The 18,498-nt window shown below is 65.7% G+C and carries 16 protein-coding genes; 3 read left to right on the plus strand and 13 right to left on the minus strand.

The features are described from left to right. From EPD66_RS19450 to EPD66_RS19510, 13 genes are all read right to left on the minus strand, one after another. Positions 1–1,043: hypothetical protein (locus EPD66_RS19450; RefSeq protein ID WP_142850189.1), on the minus strand; the 1,043-nt coding region annotated here is incomplete at its 3' end. A gap of 43 nt (positions 1,044–1,086) precedes the next feature. Beyond that, complete coding sequence (locus tag EPD66_RS19455; RefSeq protein ID WP_142850190.1) at positions 1,087–2,451, minus strand: HlyD family type I secretion periplasmic adaptor subunit; 1,365 nt, start codon at positions 2,449–2,451, stop codon at positions 1,087–1,089. Positions 2,452–2,499: 48 nt separating this feature from the next. Continuing rightward, positions 2,500–4,680, minus strand: coding sequence for a peptidase domain-containing ABC transporter (locus tag EPD66_RS19460; protein WP_142850191.1), 2,181 nt, complete (start codon positions 4,678–4,680; stop codon positions 2,500–2,502). After that, positions 4,677–6,386 carry a peptidase domain-containing ABC transporter gene (locus EPD66_RS19465; RefSeq protein ID WP_185961521.1) on the minus strand — a complete coding sequence of 570 codons (1,710 nt, stop codon included), beginning with the start codon at positions 6,384–6,386 and terminating at the stop codon, positions 4,677–4,679. The genes EPD66_RS19460 and EPD66_RS19465 overlap by 4 nt, the downstream gene beginning before the upstream one ends. 320 nt (positions 6,387–6,706) lie before the next feature. After that, positions 6,707–7,492, minus strand: a complete 786-nt coding sequence (locus EPD66_RS19470) for an SDR family oxidoreductase (RefSeq protein ID WP_142850193.1) — start codon at positions 7,490–7,492, stop codon at positions 6,707–6,709. 1 nt (position 7,493) lies between these two features. Beyond that, positions 7,494–8,426 (minus strand): dihydrodipicolinate synthase family protein, encoded by a 933-nt coding sequence (locus EPD66_RS19475; RefSeq protein ID WP_142850194.1) that lies wholly within the window; start codon positions 8,424–8,426, stop codon positions 7,494–7,496. A gap of 12 nt (positions 8,427–8,438) precedes the next feature. Continuing rightward, positions 8,439–9,101: a GntR family transcriptional regulator gene (locus tag EPD66_RS19480; protein ID WP_185961522.1), complete on the minus strand. Its 663-nt coding sequence runs from the start codon at positions 9,099–9,101 to the stop codon at positions 8,439–8,441. An 8-nt stretch (positions 9,102–9,109) separates the two neighbouring features. Continuing rightward, on the minus strand, positions 9,110–10,588 hold the full coding sequence (locus EPD66_RS19485; RefSeq protein ID WP_255448590.1) for an amidohydrolase family protein: 1,479 nt from the start codon (positions 10,586–10,588) through the stop codon (positions 9,110–9,112). Further along, the gene (locus EPD66_RS19490; protein ID WP_142850196.1) at positions 10,581–11,615 is read right to left on the minus strand and encodes a biotin-dependent carboxyltransferase family protein; all 1,035 of its coding nucleotides are present in this window, start codon (positions 11,613–11,615) and stop codon (positions 10,581–10,583) included. The genes EPD66_RS19485 and EPD66_RS19490 overlap by 8 nt, the downstream gene beginning before the upstream one ends. Further along, on the minus strand, positions 11,612–12,355 hold the full coding sequence (pxpB, locus tag EPD66_RS19495; RefSeq protein WP_142850197.1) for a 5-oxoprolinase subunit PxpB: 744 nt from the start codon (positions 12,353–12,355) through the stop codon (positions 11,612–11,614). Before pxpB ends, EPD66_RS19490 begins: the two co-directional genes overlap by 4 nt. 8 nt (positions 12,356–12,363) lie before the next feature. After that, on the minus strand, positions 12,364–13,656 hold the full coding sequence (locus EPD66_RS19500) for a TRAP transporter large permease (RefSeq protein WP_142850198.1): 1,293 nt from the start codon (positions 13,654–13,656) through the stop codon (positions 12,364–12,366). 34 nt (positions 13,657–13,690) lie between these two features. Then, the gene (locus EPD66_RS19505; RefSeq protein WP_185961523.1) at positions 13,691–14,173 is read right to left on the minus strand and encodes a TRAP transporter small permease subunit; all 483 of its coding nucleotides are present in this window, start codon (positions 14,171–14,173) and stop codon (positions 13,691–13,693) included. Between the two features lie 94 nt (positions 14,174–14,267). Beyond that, positions 14,268–15,269 (minus strand): TRAP transporter substrate-binding protein, encoded by a 1,002-nt coding sequence (locus EPD66_RS19510; RefSeq protein ID WP_142850270.1) that lies wholly within the window; start codon positions 15,267–15,269, stop codon positions 14,268–14,270. Between the two features lie 214 nt (positions 15,270–15,483). Here EPD66_RS19510 and EPD66_RS19515 point away from each other — a divergent pair, with 214 nt between their 5' ends. The 3 genes from EPD66_RS19515 to EPD66_RS19525 all read left to right on the plus strand — a co-directional run bounded on the left by EPD66_RS19515 (position 15,484) and on the right by EPD66_RS19525 (position 18,479). Beyond that, positions 15,484–16,263 carry a LamB/YcsF family protein gene (locus EPD66_RS19515; protein WP_142850200.1) on the plus strand — a complete coding sequence of 260 codons (780 nt, stop codon included), beginning with the start codon at positions 15,484–15,486 and terminating at the stop codon, positions 16,261–16,263. A gap of 97 nt (positions 16,264–16,360) precedes the next feature. Next, complete coding sequence (locus EPD66_RS19520; RefSeq protein ID WP_142850201.1) at positions 16,361–17,203, plus strand: MurR/RpiR family transcriptional regulator; 843 nt, start codon at positions 16,361–16,363, stop codon at positions 17,201–17,203. 241 nt (positions 17,204–17,444) lie between these two features. After that, on the plus strand, positions 17,445–18,479 hold the full coding sequence (locus EPD66_RS19525) for a TRAP transporter substrate-binding protein (protein WP_221931034.1): 1,035 nt from the start codon (positions 17,445–17,447) through the stop codon (positions 18,477–18,479). The last annotated feature ends 19 nt before the right edge of the window (positions 18,480–18,498 follow it).

Below are 18,498 nucleotides of genomic sequence, written 5' to 3' on the forward strand. Positions count from 1 at the left end.
ACCAGCAGGCTTTCCGAGCCGTCGGTATCGACCAGGGCGCTGTCGATCTCCAGCGCGATCCACTCGTTCTCCACCCCGGCGGCATCGTCCACCGCCAGCGTCGGCGCATCGGCAACGGCTTCGATGAAGACTTCCATCTTGGCCGAGATGATGGCCGTGCTGCCATTGGCTTCCCGGCTGATCGCCTCCACCAGGAAGACATGCTCTCCGCTGTGATGTTCGGGGCGGACCAGATAGAGATTGGTCAGTTCCTGGGCGGTGAAGGTCCAGACGCCGGGCGCGACCTGAACGCCCACAGCACGTCCGGTTTCGTCGCTGAAGGAGAAACCTTCCGGCACGTCGCGCAGCGTCACCGAAAGGGTTTCCCGGCCTCTGTCGCTATCGTTCAGCGAGGCGCGGATGTCCAGGCGAATCGGCTCGTCTTCGAGTCCCGAGGCATCGGACACCAGAAGAGTCGGCGTCTGGGCGACAGGCGGTTGCCCGTCCTCGTCTTCCGGCAGGGGGGCATCGCCCGGCGGGGGTTCCGGAACCTCCAGACTGGGGAGGGGCTGCCCGGCGGCGGCGGTCATGCCGGTCCAGTCATCATCGCCAAGGGTCGGTGGGAGAACGTCGAGCGTCCGGACCATATCCTCAGTCCGGGGAAGATCGTCCTCCTCCTCTTCCTCGTCTTCTTCTCTCTGATCGGCAGCAGGCTGTGCCGTGCCGGGCTGGACCGCATCGAACTCGGCTTCGACCACATGGTCCGTTTCCGTGGGCCGGTAGTCGTCGCCTACGATGGTCGAGGGATTGGCAAGAGTGCTGCCGACAGCAGCTTGATCCGCAAGGATGCTCTCCAACGTCTGACGCCGTCCGCTCTGGACATTGGCATGGGAGAACAATTCCTCGCGCTGGGCCTCCTGGCTGTCGGGCGAGAGGTCGTGCTCGACGGCATCATCGAGGGGAGAATGGCCTTTGCCGTGCAAATGCAATTGCTCGGCGACATCGACCTCGCCTTCAGCCGGGTTTTCAATGACTGCTTCGCCGTTCGGCTTCACGTCTGCCATTTCAATTCCCCCTCTTCATGAAACAGGTTTCTTGTCGTTCCGATCAGCGTTCGCGGAAGGCGTGGGTCAGCGAGACATGGATCGGTTTCAAGAGATATTGCAGCAGGGTCTTCTGGCCGGTCAGGATGTCTGCCTGAACGGTCATGCCGGGCAGGATCGCATTCTGATCGGGGTCATTGCCGACATAGCTGCGGTCCAGACGCACGAGGCCGCGGTAATAGGGCTGGCCGTCCTTTTCATCCACATAGGTCGTCGCCGAGACGCTCTCGAGTTGGCCCGGAACCGAGCCGTAGCGGACGAAGTCATAGGTGGCGAACTTGACCGTCACCGGCTGTCCCTCATGGACATGGCCGATGTCACGCGGCGACAGCTTCGCCTCGACCAGCAATTCGTCATCGACGGGCACGACTTCCATCAGCAGGCCGCCGGCCGGGACCACGGCGCCGCCGTTGCGCACCTGCAGGTTCTGCACGAAACCGCGGGCGGGCGAGAGGACATCCAGGCGGCGCACCTGGTCTTCCAGGCGCCCGATGGCCTCGTTGAGCTGCGACAATTCGGCGGTCACCGTGCCCAATTCGCCCAAAGCGTCCTGGCGCATGTTGGAATCCAGGTCGATGAGGCGTTCGCGCAATTCCTCGACGCTGCGCTGTGCCGTCTCGCGCTGCCCTTCCAGGCGCGAAATCTCGCTTTCCATGGCGGCATGCTGGCGGCTGATCTCGAAGAAGGCGATCTTGGTCGCATGGCCGGCGTCGAACAGTGTGCGGCGCATCTCGACTTCCTCGGCCAGCAAAGCCAGTTGCGAGCGGGTAGCGGTGATCTGGCGCGATGCCGCATCCATCTCGGCCTGTTCCTGGGCCAGTTCCCCGAGCAGCACGGCGCGGCGGGTGGACCAGCGTTCCAGATTGGCGCGATGGATGTCGATCTGGTCGCGCACCAGATGGGAATAGCGGTCATCGGCGAAGGAGAAATCCGGCTCGCGCCCTTCGGCGAAGGCGCGCAGGCGTTCGGCGCGCAGCCGCAATCCCACCTGCCGGGCCCGCACCTGTTCCAGTTCCGCCTCGGCCTGGACCGGATGCAGCCGCACCAGCGGCTGACCGGCCTCCACCATCTCCCGGTCGCGGACCAGGACGTCCTGCACGATGCCGCCTTCCAGATGCTGCACCACATGGACCTTGGTCCGCGGTACCACCGAGCCCGTGGTCACGGCCACTTCGTCGACTTGCATGAAATGGGCCCAGACCAGGAAGGCCAGGACGATGGCGCAGACGATGGCGACGGCCAGCGAGGCCAGCCAGGACATACCGCGCTCCTCCAGCAGGACGAACTGCGCCAGATAGCGGATCTGGCGGCCGCCACGGCGAATGGGACGCAGCTCTGCGCTTCCGGCTGGGGGGCTGGCGGTGGTCATGGCGAACTCTCCAAACGCGACAGGTTTTATTCTGCTTACAACTTGAAACTAAAAGAGACTGGGCGGCAGGCGTTCCAGCACCTGTTTCGCCGGTCCCATCATCCGGACCTGCCCCTGCACCATGACGACGATCTTGTCGGCCAGGCGCAGATGGCTGGGACGATGGGTGACGAGGAAGACGGTGGAATGACCCTTCATGCGTTCCAGGACCTTCATGAATTGCTGGTCGCCGATGAAGTCCAGGCCGTTGGCCGGTTCGTCGAACAGGGTGACCGGCGCGCGCTTGAGATAGGCCCGCGCCAGGGACAGGCGCTGCAGCAGGTTCGAGGGCAGGCGGCGTGTGCGGCCGTCGCCGATGCGCGTCTCGAAGCCCTGCGGCAGGGCCAGGATCTCGTCCAGGCATCCGGCCTCATTGCAGGCCCAGCGCAATTCCTCGTCCGAGGCGGTGGGCTTGGCCAAGCGCAGATTTTGGGCGATGGTGCCGAAGAAGACCTCGCAATGCTGCGGCACATAGGCCACGGCCGAGCGCAGGTCGATGGGATCGACCTGGCGGATGTCCACATCGTCGAGGCGGATGCTGCCCGCCTGGGGCCGGTACATGCCGAGGATCAGCTTGAGGATCGTGGATTTGCCCGAGCCGTTGGGGCCCACCACCGCGATCACCTCGCCCGGCTCGGCGGTGATACTTACGCCCGCGACGGCCGGATCGGATTCGGCCACATAGCGCATGGAAACCTGATTGAGCACCACCTTGCCCTTGTAGGTCTGGGGCGGCTGAGAGGACGGGCTTTCCGGACGTTCCGGTTTGACCTGCATCAGGCGGTTGATCTGGGTGATGGAAGAGCGCATGCGCTCGATCTGCGATAGGGTCGAGAAGCCGGTCTGCAGCGGCCGCAGCACCCACCAGACTAGGATCATCGAGGCCATCAGGGCGCCCACCGTCATCGTCCCGTCGAGCGCCGACAGCACCCCCCAGGCCAGGGTGATCAGCCCGGCGAAGATGACGATGCCCTGCGCCACGGCCGAGGAAAGGGCGGTCATCTGCGCCGAACGGTGGCTCGCCAGGGCAGCCTCGGCGGAGAGGGCGCGGAAGCGTTCCGCCCAGGCTCCCTCGGCGCTGGCGCCCTTGATGTCGGTCATCTTGGACAGCGCCTCGACCAGGAATTCCTGGCGCCGTGAAGCGGCTTGGCCGGCGGCGTTTACCGCCTTGCGCACGAAGGACAGGATCACCAGGCCGACCGCCACGTACAGCAGGATGGCGGCGATGGGCACCAGGACGATGGGACCGGCCAGGATCGCCATGACGATCAGGAAGATCGTGGCGAAGGGCAGTTCGAAGACGACGGTGGCGAGCGAGCCGGTGAAGAATTCGCGGATGACCTCGAAATCCTTCAGCCGCGCGACCTGCGAGGAAATATTCGCCATTTCCGTATAGGGCGGCGCCAAGCCGATGAGGCGCTGGAAGATGGCGGTGCCCAGGATGTGGTCGAGCCTTGCCCCCAGATAGGCGATCATGCGCGCGCGCAGGGCCTTCAGGGCGAAATCGCCGATCAGGGCGATGGCGATGCCGGCCAGCATGAATAGCAGCGTGATCTGCGACCCGGTGGCGACCACCTTGTCGTAGACGCCCATGATGAAGAGCGGCGTCGCCAGGACCAGGATATTGGCGATCAGGGTGACCGCCAGGGCCCGCAGGATCAGCGGCCGGAAGCGCCGGATCACGCTGCCGACGAAGGGGCCGGTCTCGGTCTGGGCCTGCGGCTTCTCGGTATTGGGCTGGAAGACATAGACCAATCCCCGCGCCTTGGTGGCGGGAATATCCACGTAATCCTGACGGTCGGGGTCGAAGACGTGGAGCGTCTCGCCGTCATGGCGGACAATGACCTTCGCGGCTCCCTCATCCGGCACGAACAGGCAGGGCGCCAGACGGGGGTCCATGTGGTCGAGGCGCAGCTTCAGGGACCGGCTGGTATAGCCCAGTCCCGCCATGACGTTCAGGAAATCCGTCACGTCCAGTTGATCGACGAAATGGGGCAGGGTCTCGGCCACGCGGCGGGTATCCCCCTCCCAATCCAGCGCGGCGAGCAGCGGCAGCAGGCAGGCGGCCAGATCGGTGACGGCCTTGAAGCCGCCCAGCGAACCCGAAAGCAGGTGTTCCTGAGACAGGACCTCGGCCTGGCGGGGAGTCGACCAGGAAAGGGCCGGAGCGGTCTGGGCGACGGTGCTCATGCCACCACCTCCGCGGTCTTGTCGCCGGACAGCGGGGGCGTCGCCGGAGCCCGGCCGCGCAGGGACGGATCCTCGCGCGGGTTCAGCCGGCCGTCGACGATTTCATAGCGGCGGTCGGCCAGTTTCAGCAGCGACGGGCGCAGGGTGACCAGGATCATGGTGATCTCGCCCTTCAATTCCTCCAGGGCCTGGCGCAGGCGTTCGTCGCCTTGCCCATCCATGGCGGTGTTGGCTTCATCGAACAGCAGGACGCGCGGCTTCAGGGCCAGGACACGGGCAATGGCGATGCGCTGGCGGATGCCGCGCGGCATCGAATCCGAAGCGCCGTCGGCAATGCGGGTCAGGAAGCCCTGGGGCATGGTCGCCACCAATTCGTCCAGTCCCAGCCGGTGGGCCGCTTCCAGCGCCGGTTTGCGCAATTCCTTGCGGAACATGGTCAGGTTGTCGAGCAGGGTGCCGCGGAACAGCTGCGCTTGGCTGGCGAGATAGCCGATGCCGCCATGGGCCAGGGACTCGCGGTCCCAGTCGCCGATCGGTACGCCGTCGAGCAGAACCTGCCCTTCGTTGGGCTGGATGCTGCCCCGGATCAGGCCGAGCAATGCCGATTTGCCGCAGCCATTGGCCCCGGAAATGCCGATGCATTCGCCCGGCGCCACCGTCAGGTCGAGGCCGGAGAACAGGTCTTCCTCGGCGCCTTCCCAGCGAAAGCGCACGGATTTCAACTCGATGGCGCCACGTACCTTGGCACGGTGAGGGTTGGCCGGGCGGGCGGGATGGGGCAGGGCGAAGATTTCCTCGGCCCGCTGGCGGGACAGGCGCACTCCCTGAAGGCGTGTCCAATAGGAAACGGCGCGCTGGATCGGCTGCATGGCCCGGCCGGCGAGCAGGGTGCAGGCCGCCAGCCCGCCCACCGTCAGGGCATTGTCGATGACGAAGGTCGAGCCGTAGGCGACCACCGCCACCATGGTCAACTGTCCGAACAGGCCCGACACGGCGAGCGCAGAAGTGTTGCGCATGACGATGTCGTGATTGGCTTTGGCGACCGCTTCCTGCAGGCGCACATAGCGTTGCAGCATCTGGCCTTCCATCGCCATGGACTTGACGCTGTGGATGCCGCCCAGGACCTCGATGTTGAAGCTCAGCCGGCGGTCGCGCACCGTGTTGTATTCGGCGATGGCCTTGCGCAGGCCGGTGGCCTGGCGCAGCACGATCAGCCCGAAGAGAAGGAGAAGGGCCAGCGGCACCAGGACCAGCGACCCGGCCAGCAGCCAGATCAGCCCCAGGAAGACCGCGACGAAGGGCAGGTCGAGCGCCAGGGTGACGCCGTTGTCGGCGACATTCTCCTTGATCGCCGGAATGGCCGACATGCGCTCGAAATGAACGCCCGTGCCGTCGCGTTCCAGCACATGCTCGGGCGTGCCCAGCAGATGGTTGAAGGCGGCGACGGACGCGGCATGCTCGAAGCGGGCACCGACCCAGCCGGTGATGGCCGAACGCGCCACACGCAGCACCGATTCCAGGATGAAGGCCGTGGCGACGCCCAGGACGAGAAGCAGCAGAGTGCCGTGGGAGGCATTGGGGATGATGCGGTCATAGACCTGCAGCAGCGCGAAAGGCAGGGCCAGGGCGAGGAGATTGAGGAAAAGCGAGGCGAGCGCAAGGATGGGAAGGCTTTTCCGCAGCAGTCCGAAGCTGCGCAGCGTCACTTTTGTATCAGACTTCCGATCCTTCGCGTGCATACCCTGTTTCCTTGGACCAGCATCAATGGCTTGAGACTTTCCCCTAAAGGAGAGGTCCCTAGCGGACAGGTGGCACGACCATACCTCGCCTACTCCACATTAGGAGAAGAAGTATCAATTTTATCTATTCTGTCTATTTCCGAAATGTAAAAAAATGTGACGAAAAGTGTTTGCATTCCCCGTTCGACTCCTCCGGCAGGCTCCCGGGCCGGAGAACGCCTCAAAAAGGAAAGGCTCCGGCGGGCCATGCCGCCGGAGCCTTTCTTCTTCCTTCAGGCCGGGTCTGCTCAGATCGAGCGGATCAGGCCGCCATCGACGCGGATCACCGAGCCGGTGACATAGCTGGCCGGTGCGCTGCACAGGAAGGTGGCGACCGAGGCGAATTCCTCGACACTGCCGTAGCGCCCGGCGGGGATGGTGGCGCGGGACTGGGCGGCCACCTCCTCGACGCTCTTGCCGCTGCGCTTGGCCGCGCCTTCGTCCAGTTCGGCCACGCGCTCGGTGCCGATACGGCCGGGAACGATGACGTTCACGGTCACCCCGTCGCGTGCCACTTCCTGGGACACGGTCTTGGCCCAGGCTACCAGCGAGGCCCGCAGGGCGTTGGAGATGCCCAGGTTGGGAATCGGCTGGACCACGCCGGAGGAGGCGATCAGCAGAACGCGGCCCCAGCCATTGGCCTGCATGCCCGGAAGCGCGGCGCTGCCCAGCTCGATCAGGCGCAGGACCATCTGCTGGAACTGTGCCGACCAGGTTTCAGAGGGCACGCCCAGGGTGGGGCCGGCCGGCGGGCCGCCGGAATTCAGCACCAGGACGTCCACGCCGCCCAGCTTCTGCCCGGCGGCCTCGATGATGGCCTGTGCGGCCTTCTCGTCGGCCAGATCCACCGAGAGGATTTCGGCGGACCCGCCCTTCGCGGCGATCTCGTCCGCTGCCGCCTGCAGCCGGTCGAGCGACCGGCCGCAGAGCAGGACCTTGGCGCCTTCGGCGGCAAGCTGATCGGCAATTCCCCTGCCCAGGCCGCGCGTGGCGCCCAGAACGACGGCGCGCTTGCCTTTCAAGCCTAGTTCCATGTCAGTTCCATCCCTTCATCTTCTTTTCCATGCGGGCGATCATGGCGGTCAGGTCGTCATGATCCTCGGCGCTGAACACCGGACCCGGCGCCCGCACCTTCGACGAGGCCAGGATGCCACGACGATGCAGGATTTCCTTGCGCACGGCCAGGCCCATGCCGGGCTGGTATTCGTGGCGCAGCAGGGGCAGGTAGATGTCGTAGAGGTCTTCGGCCTTCTCGGTCTCGCCCTTGCGGAACAGATCGACCACCTGGACCAGCACTTCGGGATAGGAGAAGCCGGACATGGCGCCGTCGGCGCCGCGGCGCATTTCCTGGCACAGATGGATGGCGCCGTTGCCGCACAGGATGCTGATGCGGCGCTGGCCCTTGGCCTCCAGCTTGCGGATCGCCGACAGCTTGTTCAGGCCGGGGAATTCCTCGTGCTTGAGCATGACGAATTGCGGGAATTCCTCGATCAGGCGCGACAAAGCGGGGACAGAAATGCTGACGCCGGTGAATTGCGGATAGTCCTGGAAGACGACCGGCACGTCCGCGCCCAGGGTCTGGAAGACGGTGCGGAAATAGTTCACCACCTGCTCGTCGGTCTTCAGGCCGGTGCCGGGCGCGATCATCACCCCGGCGGCGCCGGCGTCCATCACGTCGCCGACGAAATTCTTCATGTTGTCCAGGCCCGGAGAGCTGGCACCGACGACCACCGGCACGCGGCCGTTCACGCGCTTCAGCACGTGATTGGCATAGAGGCGGGATTCGTCGGCGGTCAGCTTCTGCGCTTCGCCCATCATGCCCAGGATGGTGAAGCCGGTGACACCGCTGTCGATGTAGAACTCGACCAGGCGGTCGGTGCTCTCCAGGTCCAGCCGTCCGTCTTCGCTGAAGGGCGTGACGGAGATGATGTAGACGCCGCTGGTGTCGCCGTTGATGGAAAAGGCCACTCTTACCTCCTGCTAAATCTCTCCGAGCTTTCGGAGAATTGCGTGTTTCACGTTTTCGATATGACGCTCCATGGCCTTGCGGGCCTTGGTCTCGTCGTGGTCGGCGATGGCGTCCAGGATGGTGAGATGCTCCTGTGCGCCGGGATCGCGCCGTTCCGGCAATTGGCGGGTGTTGAAGATGCGGGTCTTCAGGCGCAGGTTCTGGACCATCTGCATCAGCATGGCGTTGCCGGTCGCCGCCGCGATGCTGTTGTGGAAGTCGTCGTCCACCCGCCAATGGTTCTCGCTTTCCGGCTCCGCTTCCCGCTGCAGTTCCTGCAGGGAACGGCGGAGACGGTCGATGGTCGCCGCATTCATCCGGCTCGCGGCCAGGCGGGCGCCTTCGCCTTCGAGCACGCGCCGGATATGCAGCACCTCGATGATCTCGCGGACCGGGATGTCGCGGACCTGGAGCAGGCGGCCATGGGCACGTTCGACGATGCCGTCGCTTTCCAGCTTGTTCAGGGCCTCGCGGACGGGAGTCCGGCTCATATCCATCAGGTCGGCCAGGCGGCGTTCCTGCAATTGCGCGCCGGCGGGCAGTTCGCCGCTGATGACCATGGCCAGCAGGCGTTCGAAGGCGATGCTGGCGAGGCGGCGATCGGCGAGGCCGTCGGTCGAAAGAGCTTCAATCATGGCAGTTCCTATCCTTGCGCCTGAGCCGCAGGAGAGCGGCGCAGGAAGCGGCCCGCGCGGGCGGGCCCGACGGAGGTGTCTTGCCATGCGATCTGGCCGTTGACCATCACCAGATGAATACCCGCCGCCGGTTGTTGCGGCTCGTCATAGCTCGCCCTGTCCTTGACGGTGGCGGGATCGAAGACGGTGATGTCGGCGAAATAGCCTTCGCGGATCAGCCCGCGCTCGGGCAGACCGAAATTCGCCGCCGCCAGGCCGGTCATGCGGCGCACCGCCTCTTCGGTCGTCAGCACCTTCTCCTCGCGGGCGTAATGGCCCAGAACGCGGGGAAAGCTGCCCCACAGCCGCGGATGGGGATGCCGGTCATGGGGCAGGCCGTCCGAGCCGATCATGGTATGGGGGAAGGCGAGGATGCGCTTGATGTCTTCCTCGTCCATCATGAAGTAGATGGCCCCGCCGGGCAGCAGCCGCCGCGCCGCTTCCTCCCCGGAACAGCCCCAGTCGCGGGCGATGTCGGCGATATCGCGTCCGGCTTGGTCGGGATGGGGTTCCGACCAGGATAGCCGGACGCGCATCGAGCCGTCGCAGCGTTCCGGCAGCAGCACCGTCGAGGCGGCGGCGTAAGGATAGAGGTCGAGCATGACCTCCTGCTCGTCCATGGCCTGCGAGATGCGGGCCAGGGTCGTCTTCGACAGGCCCCAATTCTCGGCGCCGTTGATCTTGTGGTGGGAGATGACGACCGGCACGTTGGCGGCGCGGCCGATGGTCAGGGTTTCCTCCACCGAATCCACCACGCCCGAGGCCTCGTCGCGCATATGGGTGGCATACAGCCCGCCATGCCTGGCGACCACCTGGGCGAGCGCGATCACTTCCTCGGTCGGGGCCTGGCGGGCGCCCGCATAGAACAGGCCGGTGCTCATGCCGCTGGCGCCGTCGCGCAGGGCCTCGTCCAGGCGTGCCGACATGGCCTCGATTTCCGCCTCGGTGGCGGGGCGGTGGCAGAAATCCATCACCGAGGCGCGCAAGGTGGTGTGGCCGACCAGGGCGACGACATTGACCGCCGGGCGGGCCTCCTCCACCGCCGCGACGTAATCGCGGAAGCGGTGGAAGCGGAAGACGCCGGCTTCGCCCAGGATGCCGAGCGGCGCGACGAGATCGGTATCCTCGGCGCGGAAGGGGGCGAGGCTGGCGCCGCAATTGCCCACCACCACCGTGGTGATGCCCTGGCTGACCTTGGCGGGCATGGCGGGATCGATCAGCACCGCGCGGTCGTCATGGGTATGCACGTCGATGAAGCCGGGGGCGATGGCCAATCCGTCCAGGTCGATGACGCGGCGGGCCTCGATGCCTCGGCCGTCGCCGACATGGACGATGCGGTCGTCCCTGATGCCCAGGCAGGCGGCATAGGCGGGGGAGCCGGTGCCGTCGACGATGAAGCCGCCCGTCAGAAGAAGGTCGCAAGGCATGGAGGAAGGGGTATCAGACAACGGAAGGCTCCCAGGTCTCGTCCAAGGTGGAGACGGCACCACTGATCAGATTGACGGAGAGCAAGAACGAACTGTCGCGGCTGTCGCCCACCGGGGCGATGGCGGCGATGGCCTGTTCGAGACTTGCGCGATATTCCCGCAGCGCCCGATGCGCCTTGGGGATGGTGACGGCGGCGAAGCGGAAGGATGTCCCCGGCTGCAACTGCGCCAGCCGGCCCAGATCGGCGCCGATGACGGTGGCGATCTTGGGATAGCCGCCGGTGGTCTGGCGGTCGGCCAGCAGGGCGATGGGCTGGCCGTTGCCGGGAACCTGGATGCTGCCGATGGCGATGCCGTCGGAAACGATGTCGAAGCCGCCTTTATGCTCCATCACCGGGCCGTCCAGGCGGCTGCCCATGCGGTCGCTCTTGCCCGAGACGGTGAAGCTTTCGCCCAGGAAGGCCTGGAGGCTGGCGGCGGTGAAGTAATCGTCCTGCGGCCCCAGGATGACGCGGATCGGCCCTTCGTCCCGGCGGCGGGCCGCCTCGGGCAGGGCGAGGTTGGGGCGCTGCGGCAGGCCGGATTCGCGCAGCGGCAGTGCGGTATTGGCGCCCAGCGGGGCGGGGATGGGGCCGATTCCGTAGCGGACATGGGTCGAGCGGCTGCCCATCAGCGGCGGCAGGTCGAAGCCGCCCGCCACGGCGAGATAGCCGTAGACGGCATCGGGTGCGCCACCGATCTCGACCACCGATCCCGGCTCCAGGTCGAGGGAGCGCCAGGCGGAGAGCTTCCGGCCGTCCACGGAGATGGCGAAGTCGCCTCCCGTCACGGCGATGCGGGCTCCCTCGTCGCAGCGGAAGCGGCCGCCGGTGAAGGCGAATTCCAGGCAGGCCTCGCTTTGGTCGTTCTCCACCAGGGCGTTGGCGAGGCGCAGGGCGGCCTCGTCCATGGCGCCCGATTCCGGCACGCCGAGGGCGAGGAAGCCGCGCCGTCCCAGGTCCTGGACGGTGACGCAGGGGCCGGACTGAAGGATTGTGAGCGTGCTCATGCCGCCTCCTCCGATTCGGCCACGTCCTCGCCCTTTTCCGCCAGGGCCGACAGGCGGTCGAATTCCGCCGGGGAGATGGCGTGGAAGGAGACGAAATCGCCGGCGGCGAACAGCACGGGATGGTTCCGGCGCGGATCGAAGGCGCGCACGGGCGTGCGCCCCAGCAGGTTCCAGCCGCTGGGCGTGGGGATCGAGGCCACGGCGGCCTGCTTGCCGCCGATGGAGATCGAGCCTGCCGGCGTCATCATGCGCGGCGACTGGCGGCGCGGCGTGTGCAGGCTTTCGGGCAGACCGCCCAGATAGGTGAAGCCGGGGGCGAAGCCGATCATGAAGACCCGGAAGGACGCCCCGCTATGCAGGGCGATGACCTCGTCGGTGGTGAGGCCGTGCTGGCGCGCCACGTCTTCCAGGTCCTCGCCATGCTTCCCGCCATAGGCCACCGGCACATGCCAGCGGCGCGCCGCCTTGCCTTGCGCTTCGGTCGCCGCGGCCAGGGGGGCGATAGCGGCGACGAGCGCTTCGCGCTCCACCGCCAGCGGGTCGTAGCGCAGCAGCAGCGAACGATAGGTGGGCAGCACCTCCTGCACGCCCGCCAGCCGGGCCGCGCTCACCGCCCGGGCCAGCGCGACCACCTTCAGGTTGATCTCTTCCGACACGTCCTGGCCGAACTCGCAGACCAGATGGCCGTCTCCGGCATCCAGGAAGCGGGGGGTGGAGGGGTGGTCCGTCTGTGTTCCCATGTCCTGCGTCATCCCATGCTGTTCGGCAAAAAGGTAACGATTCCAGGGAAAACAGCCAGGAAGAGTGTGAAGAACACCATGATCAGGAAGAAGGGGAAGGTAGCCCAGGCGATCTCACCGATCTTCATGCCGGTCAGCGACTGGATGACCACCAGGTTGAACCCCACCGGCGGCGTGATCTGGGCCAGTTCGATGACCAGGATCATGAAGACGCCGAACCAGATCGGGTCGAAGCCGGCGGCGACCACCAGGGGCAGGGTGACGGGCAGGGTCATGACCATGATCGACAGCCCTTCCAGCACGCAGCCCAGCACCACGTAGAAGGCCAGCAGCAGCACGATCAGGGCCAGCGGCGACAGCTCGAACTGGGTCAGCCATTCCACCGCCATGCGGGGAATGCCCAGGAAGCCCAGGGCCACCGACAGGAAGACGGCACCGGCGATGATCAGGCTGATCATGCTGATGGTGCAGGCCGCGCCGATCAGGGCGTCGAGCAGGCCGCGCAGGGTCATGGTCCGCTGCAGCAGGGCAATGGCGAGCGATCCGGCGACGCCGACGGCGGCGGCTTCGCTGGGGCTGGCGATGCCGGCATACATGGAACCGACGACGGCGAGGATCAGCGACAGCACCGGCAGCAGGTCGACCAGGGCGCGCAGGCGCTGGCTCCAGGGCATGGCGGGTTCGGCGGCGGGCACCGTGGCCGGACGCAGCATCGAGGCCACGGCGATATAGATCATGTAGAGCGCGGCGCAGAGCAGGCCGGGAATGATGCCCGCGATGAACAGCTTGATGATCGAGGTCTGGGACAGTACGCCATAGATGATCAGCATGGTGCTGGGCGGGATCAGGAAGCCCAGTGTTCCCGCCCCGGCCAGCGAGCCGATGACGAGGTTGCGGTCATAGCCGCGCTTCAGCAATTCGCTGGCGGTGATGCGGCCGACCGTGGCGGTGGTGGCGGCCGACGAGCCCGAAACGGCGGCGAACAGGGTACAGCCCAGGACATTGGCATGGATCAGGCGGCCGGGCAGGCGGGTGGTCCAGGGGGCGAGGCCGCTGAACAGCATTTCCGACATGCGGGTGCGGAACAGGATTTCCGCCATCAGGATGAACAGGGGCAGGGCGATCAGTTCGGCCCCCGTCGTCGAATTGTAGACGACCTGTCCCAGCAGGCGTTCGACCGGCATGCTGCGGAACATCATCAGCAGCGAGGACCCGACTCCGAGCAGGGCCATCGCCACCCAGACACCCGTGCCCAGGAAGAGTGCAAGCAGCCCGATAAGTGCGACGACAGGAATGGCCATGACTGTTGTTCCGTCCTATGACGCCAGGGGCGCTCTAATCTTTGTCGAGGACCGAGGCTCTCGCGAGGTCCGCGGGATAGCCGCACAGGATGCGGGCGATGCGGGCGAAGAGCTGGATTTCGAAAATGACGATGCCGGCCAGCATGACGGTCTGGGGAATGACCAGGGGCGTCAGCATGGGCGTCGAGGCCACCGTGCCGTTGCGCCAGGATTGCAGGGTCATGGTGGCGAAGGCATAGAGCAGCAGGCCGACGATGGCCGCCGAGACCAGGGTGGCGAAGATGTCCAGGCCGTCGCGGGCGCGCGGCGACAGGTGGTCGAGCAGCAGGGTGATGCGGACATGCGCGCCGCGCTCCAGCGCCGGTCCGGCGGCGAGGAAGGTCACGGCTCCGGCCAGGTAACCGGCATATTCCCAGGTGAACTGGACGCTGAAGCCGAAGAAGCTGCGGGTGACCACTTCGAAGGACACGAGCAGGAAGATCAGCGCCAGGGCCAGCGCGGCCAGATAGACGCTCATCGTCGAGACGGCCCGGATCCAGCGGAGGGGGAGAGGGAGGCTCCTGCGAGCCTCCCGTCCATGGACCGGTTGGGGGGCGAGATCCATCGCCATCTCAGCGCCCGGTTTCCTTCAGGTAGTCGGCGATGATCTGTCCCGACGAGCCGCCGACCCGGTTGATGAAGTCCTGCCAGATGGGCTTGCCGGCGGCTTCGAGTTCTTCCGCGAAGCTGCTGCCGACTTCGGTGACGGTCATGCCGTTGCTGGCCAGCGTGGCGGTGTTGTCGGCATCCACCTTGGCGGCGGCTGCCCAGAATTCCGGCTGCAGGCGGGCGGCGACCTCTTCGATGGCGGCGCGGTCGGCCTCGGAAAGCTTGTTCCAGCTATCCATGTTGATGGTCATGACGTCGGAGGCCTGCTGCCAGTTGAAGCGGCTGAAATGGCTGAGCAGGTCCCAGAAGCTGCCGTCCACGCCCGAGGAGCTGGAGGTGGTGACGCCCTTCAGCGCGCCCGAGGCCAGGGCGGGCATGACCTCGCCCCAGGGCAGCTGCACCGGAGAAGCGCCCAGCGCCGAGAAGAAGCGGCTGCCGTTCTGGTCGATGGTGCGGATCACCACGCCTTTCAGGTCGGCGGCGGATTCGACGGGCTTGCCGGTAAAGACGCCCTGGCCCGGCCACGGCACGGCGAACAGGAATTTCTGGTTGAATTGCGCGGCGATGCGTTCGTATTCCGGCCAGATATGCTTGTGCAGGATCGCCGCGTCTTCCTGGTTGCGGGTCAGGAAGGGCAGGGACTCGATGCCCAGGAACGGAGCATCTCCGACCTGCTGGGTGATCAGCATCTGGGCCATGGGCACCAGGCCGTCCCGCACCGAGCGCATCAGTTCCGGGCCCTTCAGCCCCAGTTCCCCGCCGGCATGGATGCGCAGGGCCACGTTGCCGTTGGTGGCCTTCTCGACTTCCTCGGCGAAACGATGGGCGTTGGTAACGTGGTAATTGCCTTCCGGCCAGACCATCGCGACATCCAGAACGGTCTTGGCCTCGGCTTCGCTGTGGAAAGCGCCGAAAGAGGCTATGGCGGCAACACCGCAAAAGGTGGCCCGGGCGATGAATTTCATAATCACGCGCAGTCTCCTGCCTAGGGTCGTTGAGGGCAGTTTGAGTTCCGAAGGCGGCGTCGCCACATACCGTTCAGCGCACCGTCGGTATACCAATGACATTCCAGCGGCGCAAGGTCAACAAACAATGACCATTCCCGGGGCATTTTTTTATGTGCTTGTTTATTGAGCAGGATGGCGCTTAAAGTGGCGTTACCGAACCAATGGGGAAACCATGCGTACGATCGATTTGAACTGTGACTGCGGCGAAAGCTACGGGGCCTACACCATGGGCAACGACGAGGAGATGCTGAAAATCGTCTCCTCGGCGAATATCGCATGCGGATTCCATGCCGGAGATCCGCTGGTGCTGCACCGCACGCTCAGCCTGGCGAAGGAAAACGGGGTCGGGGTGGGGGCGCATCCCTCCTTCCTCGACCAATGGGGCTTCGGGCGGCGCCGGATCGAGGTCGACAATCTGCGGGAGCTGGAGCAGATCCTGGTCTATCAGATCGCCGCCGTCCAAGGCGTGGCGCAGACCCTTGGCCTGAAGGTGCGCCATGTGAAGCCGCATGGCTCGCTGGGCAACATGGCGGCGGAGGATTACGACCTCGCCCTGGCCATCGGCCGGGCGATCAAGGCCGTGGACCCGACGATGCTCTACCTTACCTCGCCGGGCAACCAGACCCAGCGCGCGGCCGAGGACCTGGGACTGCCCATCGGCATGGAGATCTTCGCCGACCGCGCCTATGACGAGGCGGGCAACCTGATGTCCCGCCGCCGCGAGGGGGCGATCATCCACGATGCCGATTATGCCGCCGAGCGCATCCTGCGCATCCTGGAGGAAGAGGCGATCACCACCGTCGACGGCAAGAAGATCCCGGTGAAGGCCGATACCATCTGCGTCCACGGCGACAATCCCAATGCCGTGGCGATGGCCCGCAAGCTGCGCGACCGCTTGGTCGAAGCGGGCTACGAGATCCGTCCCATGTGGAAGACCAAGGCGGAAGCCTGATTCCGCCGGGTGGAGGGCTTCAGGACGGGGGAGGGTGGATTGCCGGTTCGGTGTTTCCTGTCCATACTCCGTGAAATTCCAGTTTCCGGGTATGGCCATGGCACCTGCTGAACGATCCTTTCTCTCCCGCGTCCGCAACGCCTTGCCGGACCTGCATCCGGCGGAAAGGCGGCTGGGCGAGTTCCTCTGCGATTTCCCGGGGGAATTGGCAAGCTACTCGGCCCAGGAACTCGCCAAGCTCGCCAATGTGTCCAAGGCCACGGTGTCGCGCTTCGTGCGGCGTCTCGGCTATGAATCCTATGAAGAGGCGCGGCGGCATGCGCGGGCCGAGGGGCAGACGGGATCGCGGCTCTTTCTCGCCCTGCCCTCCGGCGATGGCGCGGAGGCGTCGCTGGCCGCCAATATCGAACAGGGCAAGGCCAATCTCGACCGCACCTTCGCCACCATCTCCCAGGTGGAAATCGATGCCGTCGCGCGGGCCATGCTGGCGGCGCGCAAGGTCTGGGTGCTGGGCTTCCGCGCCAGCCATCCCTTCGCGACCTACCTGCAATGGCAACTGACGCAAGTTATTGAAAATATTGTCGCGATTCCCTCCGGGGGGGAAACGCTGGGCGAGCATCTGGTGAGCATCCGCCCGGAGGATTGCGTCATCGTCTTCGGACTGCGGCGGCGTGTGGCGCGGATGGAGCCGATCCTCAAGGTCATCGGCCGGTCGGGCGCCAAATTCCTGTATGTCACCGACGAGGGGCTGGACCCTTATCGGGAAGCCGACTGGCATTTCCGCTGCCAGACCCTGGCCCCCGGCCCCCTGTTCAATCACGTTGCCGTCATGGCGGTGTGCCATCTGCTGGCGACCCGCGCCATAGAGATTGCCGGAGCCGAAGGGCGGGGGCGTTTGCGCGGTATCGAGATGCTCAACGACATGCTGGACGAACTGTAACCGGCGCAGCTCTGCCCTCCGAATAGACACCTCCTTCCGACACCGCTTATTTTTTAAGCAGAAGAATCTTTGCCGGTCCAGCGTCCCCGGGGCGGGTTGGGAGGATAAGGCTTTGGGTGGTCATGAAATTTCAGTTTCTCAGTAAACCGGCATGAAACATGCATCGTCATTCCCGAAGGCGCATGCGGTCCGGGGCAGGGTCGTGCGGCGCCGAAAGGTCCCATGCTGGAAGGAGACACACGTGGTCAAACCCATTCTTCTCGCGGCCGCCGCCGCCATCTCCTGCGTCTCGGTCGCCCAGGCCGAAACTCTGTCCTTCACCGTGCTCGGCCAGCCCGCCGGTTCGGGCAAGATCGCCCAGGACAAGGAAGCGCCCTTCTTCGAAGCCCTGGCCCAGCATTCGGGCCTCGACGTGACGGTCCAGTACCGGCCGGTCGATGTGGCGGGCATCCCGGATTCGGACGGTCTGCGCGTGTTGCGCTCGGGGCTGTTCGACATCGTCTCGCTGCGCGGTCCGCAGGTCAGCCGTGACGAGCCCACCATCCTCGGCCTCGATCTCGTCGGACTGAACACCAGCTTCGCGGCGGGCAAGGTCCATACCGAGGCCTTCGTCGATACGGTGGACGCCCGCCTGCAGGAACGTTTCAACGCCAAGCTGCTGGGCGTCTGGCCTGCGGGTCCCCAGGTCATCTTCTGCAAGCCCGAGATCGGCGGCCTTGCCGACCTGAAGGGATTGAAGGTCCGCGTGGGCGACCAGAGCGCGGCCAATTTCATGGCAGGCCTTGGCGCGACCGGGGTGCCGATGCCGTTCGGCGAGGTGCAGCAGGCCCTGTCGCGCGGCGTGGTCGATTGCGCCATCACCGGCCCGGCTTCGGCCAATTCCGCCGGTTGGCCGGAAGCCGCTACCACCGTCCTGCCGCTGGCGCTGCAACTGGCCGTCAACGGCTATGCCATCAATCTCGACACCTGGAACAAGATGTCGCCGGATGCCCAGGAAAAGCTCCAGGCGGCCATCGACGGTCTGGTGAGCGATATCTGGGCCTATTCCGAGGAACTCTACGAAGACGCCATGCGCTGCAATGCCGGCGCCGAGCCCTGCACCCAGGGCAAGAAATATGCGCTGAAGGAGGTGCCGGTTTCCGAGGCCGATATCGCCACGGTCTCCGCCGCCGTCAGCGGAACTTCGCTGCCGGTCTGGGCCAAGCAATGCAATGCCGTCTATGCCGGGTGTGAAGAGGAATGGCGCGCCAAGGTCGGCGCGAAGCTGGGTCTCTGATCTGCCGTGAATGAGGGAG

Source organism: Telmatospirillum sp. J64-1 (assembly GCF_006980715.1).
GTDB lineage: Bacteria > Pseudomonadota > Alphaproteobacteria > Rhodospirillales > Magnetospirillaceae > Oleiliquidispirillum > Oleiliquidispirillum nitrogeniifigens.